This window comes from Segeticoccus rhizosphaerae (assembly GCF_009192725.1).
GTDB lineage: Bacteria > Actinomycetota > Actinomycetes > Actinomycetales > Dermatophilaceae > Segeticoccus > Segeticoccus rhizosphaerae.
Window position 1 is genome coordinate 1 of record NZ_VOHR01000148.1, and the last position, 8,966, is coordinate 8,966.

Sequence of the window (8,966 nt, forward strand, 5' to 3'; positions counted from 1 at the left end):
CGGCCAGGCCCCGGGCGGTGGGTCGCGGCGGCCCCCGGAGGCCGACGGCACCCGCAGCGACTCGAGGGACGTGCGCTGCTCGGCGTCGAGCGCCCGCAGCCGCCACCCCGATCCCTGACGGTGGATCGCCGTGGCGATGTAGGAGCGGTGCCGTGTCACGTGGTGCTCGCCCGGAAGGTCCTCCAGGAGCAAGGTGGTCAGCGAGGGCAGGTCGCGGGTGATCACCGTGAGCACGAGGTCGCAGCCGATCGCCGCCTCCTCGATCGACGCGACCCGCGGGTCGAGGCACAACGACCGAACCACGTCGGCGCGGGTCCCTGGAGCGCAGTCGGCCTCGACCATGGCCACGGTCATGGCCCCGAGCCACCCCGGGTGCGCCGTCACCCAGGCCAACCCGCCGGCACGCAGCCGCGCCCAGCGCGAGGCCCACGTGTGTGGCGTCGAGCCGAGGATCCGCGCGGCCTCCGCCCAACTCATGCGGGGCGCGATCTGCAGCGCGTTGACGAGCACGAGGTCGTGCTCGTCCAGCCGGGCGGTGTTCACGATTCACCTCATATCGGGGGCCGTGATGAGCAGAACGAGCGTTCTCGCCGGTAACAAACTCCTGCGACTGCACACTTTTCCACCATCCGGGCCACAGCGCACGGTTCACCCCCACCGACGAGACGGAGTTCTCATGGACCTGCTGGAGGACGCCCACTCGATGGGCGGTGACCTCGCCGACCTGCGCCGCGCGCTGCACCGGGAGCCGGAGGTCGGTCTCACGCTGCCACGCACCCAGGCGCGGGTGCTGGCGGCCCTGGAGGGCCTCCCGCTGGAGACCAGCACGGGGACCCGCACGACGTCGGTCACGGCGGTCCTGCGCGGCCGGGCGCCTCACGCGACGGACGCCCGGTCGCCGGTGGTGCTGCTGCGCGGCGACATGGACGCCCTGCCGGTGCACGAGCAGGTCGACGTGCCCTTCCGCTCCCGCCTCGACGGCGCGATGCACGCCTGCGGCCACGACCTGCACACCTCGATGCTGGTCGGCGCGGCCCGGTTGCTCTCAGCCCACCGCGACCACCTCGCCGGTGACGTGGTCTTCATGTTCCAGCCGGGCGAGGAGGGCTACGACGGTGCCGGCGTGATGATCGACGAGGGCGTGCTGGACGCGGCCGGCCGGCGGGCGGACGCGGCATACGGACTGCACGTCTTCTCCTCCGCGGTGCCACAGGGTCGGTTCCTCACCAGACCGGGGACGATGATGGCCGCGTCCGACGAGCTGCACGTGACGGTGCACGGCGCCGGCGGCCACGGCTCCGCGCCGCACCGCGCCAAGGACCCGGTGCCGGCTCTCGCCGAGATGGTGACCGCGCTGCAGACCCTGGTCACGCGGCGGTTCGACGCGTTCGACCCGGTGGTGGTGACCGTCGGCCAGCTGCACGCCGGGACCAAGGCCAATGTCATCCCCGACGAGGCGTGGTTCGAGGCGACCGTGCGCACCTTCTCGCCGGAGGCTCGCGCGCGGATGCAGGCCGAGGCTCCTGCCCTGGTCGAGCGCATCGGGCAGGCCCACGGGCTCGAGGCCACGGCTCGCTACGTTGGGCAGTACCCCGTCACCGTCAACGACGTCGACGAGACCGCATTCGCCGCGGACACCCTGCGGGAGGTCTTCGACGGCACCCGGCACGAGCAGATGGCCGTCCCGCTCGGCGGATCCGAGGACTTCTCCCGGGTCCTCGCCGCCGTCCCGGGCAGCTTCGTCTTCCTCGGCGCCGCTTCCGACGGCGCGGACCTCGCGACCGCCCCCTTCAACCACTCCCCGCTCGCCCACTTCGACGACGCCGTGCTCGCTGACGGTGCCGCAGCGTATGCCGAGCTGGCCACCCGCCGGTTGGCCCGCACCACTCCCACGACCGCACCCTCCAGGACGGTGGCATGACCATGACCAACACCTCGCAGACCGACGTCGCTCCCGCGGCCCCGGCCGAGCAGAGCACGCTCAAGACGATCCTCGGCACCGGGGTCGGCAACGCCCTCGAGTGGTACGACTGGGGCGTCTACGCGATCTTCACTCCCTTCTTCGCGACCCAGTTCTTCGACAAGGCACACCCGGTCTCGGCGGTGCTGTCCACCCTGGCGGTCTTCGCGGTCGGTTTCGTCGCGCGACCGTTCGGTGGGTTCGTCTTCGGCTGGATCGCGGACCACACGGGCCGGCGGTTCGCCATGTCGGCGACCGTGGGCACCGCAGCCATCGGCAGCATCGTCATCGGGGTGTCGCCGACCTACGAGTCGGTCGGCGCATTCGCCTCGCTGATCCTGGTGCTCGCCCGCCTGCTCCAGGGCCTGGCCCACGGCGGCGAGCTCCCCTCGGCCCAGACCTACATCTCCGAGAAGGCGCCCGCCGAGCGGCGCGGCCTGTGGGCCAGCCTGATCTACGTGTCCGGCTCGATCGGCAACGTCTTCGGCGTGCTGCTCGGAGTCGTGCTCACCAGTGTGCTGGTCGAGAGCCAGATGGACTCCTTCGGCTGGCGGATCCCGTTCCTGGTCGGTGGTGTCTTCGGGCTGTATGCCGTCTACATGCGCAGCAAGATGACCGAGACCGAGGTGTTCGAGGACGACGTGGAGTCGGAGCCCGCGGCCGACAAGCCGAAGATCTGGCCGGAGATCGTCAGGCACCGCAAGCAGGCCGGCCAGGTGATCGGGCTGACCGTCGGGCTGACCGTCGCCTACTACGCCTGGGCGATCTCCGCCCCGGCCTACGCCATCAGCTCGCTGGGCATCGACGAGAACTCGGCGCTGTGGGCCGGTGTCGTCGCCAACGTCGTGTTCATCGCCGTGCTGCCGCTGTGGGGCAAGCTGTCTGACCGGATCGGGCGCAAACCGGTGCTGCTGACCAACGCCATCGGACTCGCCGTGTTGCTCTTCCCGCTGCAGTGGATGCTGAGAGGCAGTGCCTGGCAGCTCGCGCTCACCATGTCCATCGCGTTGATCTTCATCGCCGCGGGTGCCTCCATCATCCCGGCCGTCTACGCCGAGCTGTTCCCCACCCACATCCGAGCGATCGGGGTGGGGGTGCCGTACTCGATCTGCGTCGCCGCGTTCGGTGGCACCGCGCCCTACCTGCAGACCTGGATGGGTGACACCTTCGGGCGTTCCGCGTTCACCGGCTACACCCTGGTGCTGCTGATCATCTCGGCCGTCGTGATCTCCCGGCTGCCCGAGACCCGGGGCCGTCACCTGCACGAGGAAGCCGTCGACTCGCCGGCGTAGCCGGCACTTCCACGACGACTGTGTCCCCACTCGGCCCCGCCTCCCGCTCGTTCCACCATGCGGGACGCGGGGCCGAGCGATGGACGACGAGGGCAGTCACGGCATACGCTGTGTCTCGTGCGTATCGCGCCAGGAGCGTTGCTCCTCCTTCGCTGCCGCGGCGGGGCCCACTAAGACGGCCGCCCCTCGCCGCGGAGTCGTGTTGCCCAGGCCGGCACACCAGCAACAGCGGAAACGCGAAGACGCAGAGGCGAGAAGATGATCCACCCCCAGCAGCCGTCCGGTATGCCGATCCACAAGTACCGTCCTTTTCACGAGCAGATCGTGGTCGACGTGCCAGACCGGTCCTGGCCCGACAAGCGCATCACCCGGGCCCCGCGCTGGTGCGCGGTCGACCTGCGCGACGGCAACCAGGCCCTGATCGACCCGATGAACGCCGAGCGCAAGAGGCGGATGTTCGACCTGCTCGTGCGCATGGGCTACAAGGAGATCGAGGTCGGCTTCCCGTCGGCGAGCCAGACCGACTACGACTTCGTGCGGGAGCTGATCGAGGGCGGGCACATCCCCGACGACGTCACCATCCAGGTCTTGACGCAGGCGCGGGACCACCTGATCGAGCGCACCTACGACTCGATCCGCGGTGCCAAGCAGGCCATCGTGCACCTCTACAACTCGACCTCGGTGTTGCAGAGGCGGGTCGTCTTCGGGATGGACCAGGACGGCATCGTCGACATCGCCCTGCAGGGCGCGCGGCTGTGCAAGAAGCTCGAGGAGACCATCCCGGACACGACCGTCTACTACGAGTACTCGCCGGAGTCCTACACCGGCACCGAGCTGGAGTTCGCCGCGCGGATCTGCAACGAGGTCATCGAGGTCTTCGACGCCCGGCCGGACCGCCCGGTGATCGTCAACCTGCCGGCCACCGTCGAGATGGCCACTCCCAACGTCTACGCCGACTCGATCGAGTGGATGAGTCGGCACCTCGACCGCCGCGAGTCGGTCGTGCTGTCGCTGCACCCACACAATGACCGCGGGACCGCGGTGGCCGCGGCCGAGCTCGGCTACCAGGCCGGCGCGGACCGGATCGAGGGGTGCCTGTTCGGCAACGGCGAGCGGACCGGCAACGTGTGCCTGGTGACCCTGGGCATGAACCTGTTCGGTCAGGGCATCGACCCGCAGATCGACTTCTCCGACATCGACGAGATCCGTCGCACGGTGGAGCACTGCAACCAGCTGCCGGTCGGGGAGCGCCACCCCTACGGCGGCGACCTGGTCTACACCGCCTTCTCTGGCTCCCACCAGGACGCCATCAAGAAGGGCTTCGAGTGGATGGAGCGCGACGCGGCCTCCGCCGGCAAGACCGTCGACGAGATCCCGTGGGGCGTGCCCTACCTGCCCATCGACCCGCACGACGTCGGCCGCACCTACGAGGCCGTGGTGCGGGTCAACAGCCAGTCGGGCAAGGGTGGTGTCGCCTACATCCTCAAGAGCGAGCACCAGCTCGACCTGCCGCGCAGACTGCAGATCGAGTTCAGCGGTGTCGTGCAGGCCGGCGCCGACTCGGACGGCGGTGAGGTGGCTCCCGACGCGCTGTGGGCGAGGTTCGTCGACGAGTACCTGCCGGCCAAGGGTGGCCAGGGCCGCACGTGGGGTCGGTTCGCACCCCTCACGAGCACCATCGACAGCGACGCCGACGGCCGAGACCACCTGTCACTGACCATGCTCGACGGCGACCGCGAGACCACGGTCGAGGGCACCGGCAACGGGCCGATCAACGCGTTCATCGACGCGCTGGCGGGCATCGGCATCGACGTGCGGGTGCTGGACTACCACGAGCACGCCATGTCGGCCGGCGAGGACGCGCAGGCCGCCGCCTACGTCGAGTGCGCCATCGGCGACCGCGTGCTGTGGGGCGTCGGCCTGCACGGCAGCATCGTCAAGGCATCCATGACGGCCGTGCTCTCGGCGGTCAACCGGGCGGTGCGTGACCAGCCCGAGCTGGGCGGCGAGGCGCCGATGCACGACGTGCCGACCGGGCAGCCGGTCCGGGTGCCGATCGGCTGACCCTTCCTCCGCCCGTGGGCAGTGATCGTGGGAAAGGCGACACCGGAGCGCACCAAACCTCACGATCACTCCCCACGAGGGGGATGACGTGACGTCCTGCTCGGTGCGGGCACGGGCGGCGCGGCTGGCGGACTGCGGCGCCTGGCCCGACGCGGCGCGTCAGTCGATGTCGGCGCTCACGATCTGCTCGAAGCGGCCGATGACCCCTGAGTCACCCTCTCGGGTGATCTCGCCGACGGGCGGCCGGTGCCACAACCAGCAGTCGAGGTCGGCGGCCGTGCCGCTGAGCGCGGCCAACGCCGGCTCACCGGTGTCACTCGCAGCAATGCCGATGTCGGGGTCGTCGCGGTCCTCGTCGGAGCCCGGGTCGTGCCCGACGAACCGGCCGAGGGTGACCAGCCAGCTGTCGCCCGTGTCGGTCGTGCGCAGCCGGATGGTGGCGCCCTCCTCGGGAACGAACCGGCCCCAACCGGGGTGACCGCCATACATGATCCGCAGCACCTCGTCCACGCCGTCGGCAGCGAGGGCCGGGTCGAGATCGGTGCGGGTGCCGGCGGTCAGCTCGGCGTCGAGCCGGTGGATCAGTGACTCGTGCGCCTGGCGGCGGCGACTGAACCCGGCCGTCTGCTCCTCGCTCCAGGTCCAGGCCCTGGTGCTCGGCGGGGTCTCGGCCAGCGCCCGCTGCAGCGCCCGGCTCGACTCGAGGTGGAACTGCTCGAGTCCGGCCCGGTCGGTCGGACGCGTCGGATGCTGCAGGGCCTCGACCTCGTCGCCGTCCGTGAGAGGCCCACCGACGACCTGCGACCAGAACCACTGCACCTCTCCGAGGTGCCACCACAGGTCGTCGGCGTCCCAGTCGGGGCAGGTGGGCACGCGGGCGGTGGGATCGGCGTCGTGGAGCGCCTCCCGGAACCGTGCGGAGTTTCGGGAAAGGTGGTCGAGGTAGTCCAGCTGGTTGCCGGGCACTGTCTGGGGATCTTCGGTGGGCATGACCGCACCGTAGCCACCGGAGGCAAGCGGGTCACAGCGCTTTATCGCCCTCCCGCGAGCCACTCCCGGGGTCGCAACAGGAGTCAGGGAGCCGGGCGGTTCGCCAGGGTCACCTTGACGGTGCTGGTCCTGGAGCCTCGCGCGTAGGTGAGGGGCACCGTGGAGCCCGGTTGCTGCTTGCGCAAGGCGGCCAGCAGGTCGGTCACGGTGTCGATCGTCGTCGCACCGAGCCTGGTGATCACGTCTCCGGGCTGCAGACCCGCCTTCTGAGCCGGGCTGCCCCTGGTCACGGCGACCACCAGGGTGCCCTTCGTCGTGGGCAGGTTGAACTGGTCGGCGGTCTGTGGCGTGATGTCGGCCGGCTGGATCCCGAGGAAGGCGTGCTTGACGTTGCCGGTCGCGAGCAGTTGGTCCGCCACGCTGGTCACCGTCGCGGCGGGCGTCACGAAGCCGATCGCGACCGCCCCGGAGCTCGGCGGCAGGTAGGCCTCGGACAGACCGATCACCGTGCCGTCGCCATCGGCGACGGCACCCCCGGAGTTGCCCGGCGAGATGGGCGCGTCGGTCTGGATCAGGTCGATCAGCCCCTGCGGCGCCTCCTTCGACGGGGGCATGTTTCGGTGCAGGCTGGAGATGATGCCTGCTGTGACGGTCTGCTCCAGCCCCAGCGGGCTGCCGATGACGACGTCGAGGGCTCCGACCACCGGCAGCGTGTCGTTGAACCGGGCCGCGGGCAAGCCGGTGCGCTTCGCCTTGATCACCGCGACGTCGGTGACGTCGTCGACGCCCACCACGCTGGCCCTGGCCCGTTTGCCGTCCGCGAACTGCACCTCGACCGTGCGGAACGGCTGCTTGTCCTGGCCCTCCACCACGTGCGCATCGGTGACGATGGTGCCGTCGGCCTTGTAGATGACCCCACTGCCCAGGCCGACCTTGCTGATGATGGTGACCACCGACGGCTCCACCGTCTGCACCACCTGGGGCACGACGCCGAGGCCGGGCCCGGCTTGACCTTTTCGCGGGGGAGTGCTGGTGGACGGGGAGGATCGCGGCGGTGCGGTGACCGTCACCGTGGCGGTCGGCGTCCCCGACGAGGCGGAAGAGCCGCCATCCGTGCAGCTGCTGAGGGCGCCGGCGGTGACCAGACCGAGGACCGCGCACGCCACGCGGCGCGTCGGGCGGTGTGCGGTGCGCGGCAGGGGACTCACCTTCGAGTTGCTACCCGATTCCTCGGCTTTCACGCTGGGCGTCCTGCGCAGCTGCAGGGTCAGCGGACGCCGCGGGGCCGGAACTGGATGCTGATGCGTGGACCGACCGGTTTGGCGGACTTCGGTATGGCGTGTTCCCAGGTCCGCTGGCAGGAGCCGCCCATGACGATGAGGTCACCGTGCCCGAGCACGTGGCGGAGGGTCCGACCCCCACCGCGAGGACGCAGCAACAGCGCCCGGGGAGTGCCGACCGAGACGATGGCGACCATCGTGTCCTCGGTGCGGCTGCGCCCGATCGTGTCGCCGTGCCAGGCCACGCTGTCGCGCCCGTCGCGGTAGAAGCACAGTCCTGCCGTGCAAAACGGCTCGCCCAGCTCCCCGGCATAGTGGCGACTGAGGGCCGAGCGGGCCTGCAGCAGCACCGGATCGGGGAGTGTGTCATCTTCGTCGTAGAAGCTGAGCAGGCGTGGCACGTCGACCACGCGTTCATACATCTGACGGCGCTCGCCGTGCCACGGGACGTCCCGGGCGAGGCGGGCGAAGAGCGCGTCCGAGCCGGTGACGAAGCCGGGGCGCAGGTCGATCCAGGCGCCGCGCGAGAGTGTCGTGCGGCGGACCGCCGGACCGAGTGGTCGCAACCCGACCTCGTCGACCTGGTCGAGCAGTGATCCCTGGAGCGCCGTGGCCATGGAGTCAGCCTACCGCACGAATTCGAACAGGTGTCTGATTCAGGAGTCCTCGAGGGGGCCCCTCGTCGGGAATGGTTGTCGGGGAGAGCAGGCGGCGTTTCTGGCCTCGAACCTCACCACCGTCGACCACGAGCGTGGACACCGGCACGGCATACCGCAATCGCAGGGGCGACGTAGGACAATGGCGCCATGCCCCTGTACCGCGACGCGGCGATCGTCCTGCGCACCCACAAGCTGGGTGAGGCCGACCGCATCGTCACCGCACTCACCCGGTCGCGGGGCAAGGTGCGCGCGGTGGCCAACGGCGTGCGGCGCACGAGGTCCAAGTTCGGCTCGCGCCTCGAACCGGGGATGGTGGTCGACCTCCAGTGCTACGAGGGTCGTTCGCTGGACACCGTGACCCAGACCGAGACACTGGCGCCGTATGGCGACACGATCGCCCGCGACTACTCCGCCTGGACCGCGGCGAGCGCCATGCTCGAGACGGCCGACCGGCTGACGGAGGAGGGGGAGCCGGCCCTGCAGCAGTTCAACCTGCTCGCCGGTGGGTTGAGCTCGCTCGCGGGGGCGGAGCACGACGCGGGACTGGTGCTCGACGCCTACCTGCTTCGCTCGCTGGCGGTCGCCGGGTGGGCGCCGAGCTTCGTGGACTGTGCCAAGTGCGGTGCCCCCGGGCCGCACCGGGCGTTCCACGTCGCAGGCGGAGGGGTGGTCTGCCCGTCCTGCCGGCCAGCCGGGTCGGCGGCGCCGCACCCGCTCACCC

The 8,966-nt window shown here is 70.5% G+C and carries 8 protein-coding genes; 4 read left to right on the forward strand and 4 right to left on the reverse strand.

Annotated features, from left to right (window positions below; translation table 11 throughout):
• Positions 1-543: Lrp/AsnC family transcriptional regulator (locus FRW57_RS12580; RefSeq protein ID WP_152186128.1), on the reverse strand; the 543-nt coding region annotated here is incomplete at its 3' end.
• A 133-nt stretch (positions 544-676) separates the two neighbouring features.
• Here FRW57_RS12580 and FRW57_RS12585 point away from each other — a divergent pair.
• The 3 genes from FRW57_RS12585 (at position 677) to leuA (ending at position 5,316) form a co-directional block, all read left to right on the forward strand.
• Positions 677-1,921: a M20 metallopeptidase family protein gene (locus tag FRW57_RS12585; protein WP_152186129.1), complete on the forward strand. Its 1,245-nt coding sequence runs from the start codon at positions 677-679 to the stop codon at positions 1,919-1,921.
• A 2-nt stretch (positions 1,922-1,923) separates the two neighbouring features.
• Positions 1,924-3,252: an MFS transporter gene (locus tag FRW57_RS12590; protein ID WP_137121672.1), complete on the forward strand. Its 1,329-nt coding sequence runs from the start codon at positions 1,924-1,926 to the stop codon at positions 3,250-3,252.
• A 258-nt stretch (positions 3,253-3,510) separates the two neighbouring features.
• Entirely contained in the window at positions 3,511-5,316 is a 1,806-nt protein-coding gene (gene leuA / locus FRW57_RS12595; RefSeq protein ID WP_137121673.1) for a 2-isopropylmalate synthase, read from the forward strand.
• A gap of 159 nt (positions 5,317-5,475) precedes the next feature.
• Here the strand turns inward: leuA and FRW57_RS12600 are convergent, their stop codons facing one another.
• From FRW57_RS12600 to FRW57_RS12610, 3 genes are all read right to left on the reverse strand, one after another.
• A complete protein-coding gene (locus tag FRW57_RS12600; RefSeq protein ID WP_137121674.1) occupies positions 5,476-6,306 on the reverse strand; it encodes a maleylpyruvate isomerase family mycothiol-dependent enzyme in 831 nt (276 codons plus the stop codon).
• Positions 6,307-6,389: 83 nt separating this feature from the next.
• Entirely contained in the window at positions 6,390-7,292 is a 903-nt protein-coding gene (locus tag FRW57_RS12605) for a S1C family serine protease (RefSeq protein WP_238999413.1), read from the reverse strand.
• Positions 7,293-7,573: 281 nt separating this feature from the next.
• The gene (locus tag FRW57_RS12610; RefSeq protein ID WP_152186130.1) at positions 7,574-8,203 is read right to left on the reverse strand and encodes an alpha-ketoglutarate-dependent dioxygenase AlkB; all 630 of its coding nucleotides are present in this window, start codon (positions 8,201-8,203) and stop codon (positions 7,574-7,576) included.
• 189 nt (positions 8,204-8,392) lie between these two features.
• On the opposite strand from FRW57_RS12610, the gene recO reads away from it, so the two are divergent.
• On the forward strand, positions 8,393-8,966 hold a 574-nt coding region (gene recO, locus FRW57_RS12615), incomplete at its 3' end, for a DNA repair protein RecO (protein ID WP_152186131.1).

Bases quoted from the DNA above. Each gene is read 5' to 3' on its own strand.
- FRW57_RS12585 (WP_152186129.1), top strand. From the start codon at position 677: ATGGACCTGCTGGAGGACGCCCACTCGATGGGCGGTGACCTCGCCGAC.
- FRW57_RS12590 (WP_137121672.1), top strand. From the start codon at position 1,924: ATGACCAACACCTCGCAGACCGACGTCGCTCCCGCGGCCCCGGCCGAG.
- leuA (WP_137121673.1), top strand. From the start codon at position 3,511: ATGATCCACCCCCAGCAGCCGTCCGGTATGCCGATCCACAAGTACCGT.
- FRW57_RS12610 (WP_152186130.1), bottom strand. From the start codon at position 8,203: ATGGCCACGGCGCTCCAGGGATCACTGCTCGACCAGGTCGACGAGGTC.
- FRW57_RS12600 (WP_137121674.1), bottom strand. From the start codon at position 6,306: ATGCCCACCGAAGATCCCCAGACAGTGCCCGGCAACCAGCTGGACTAC.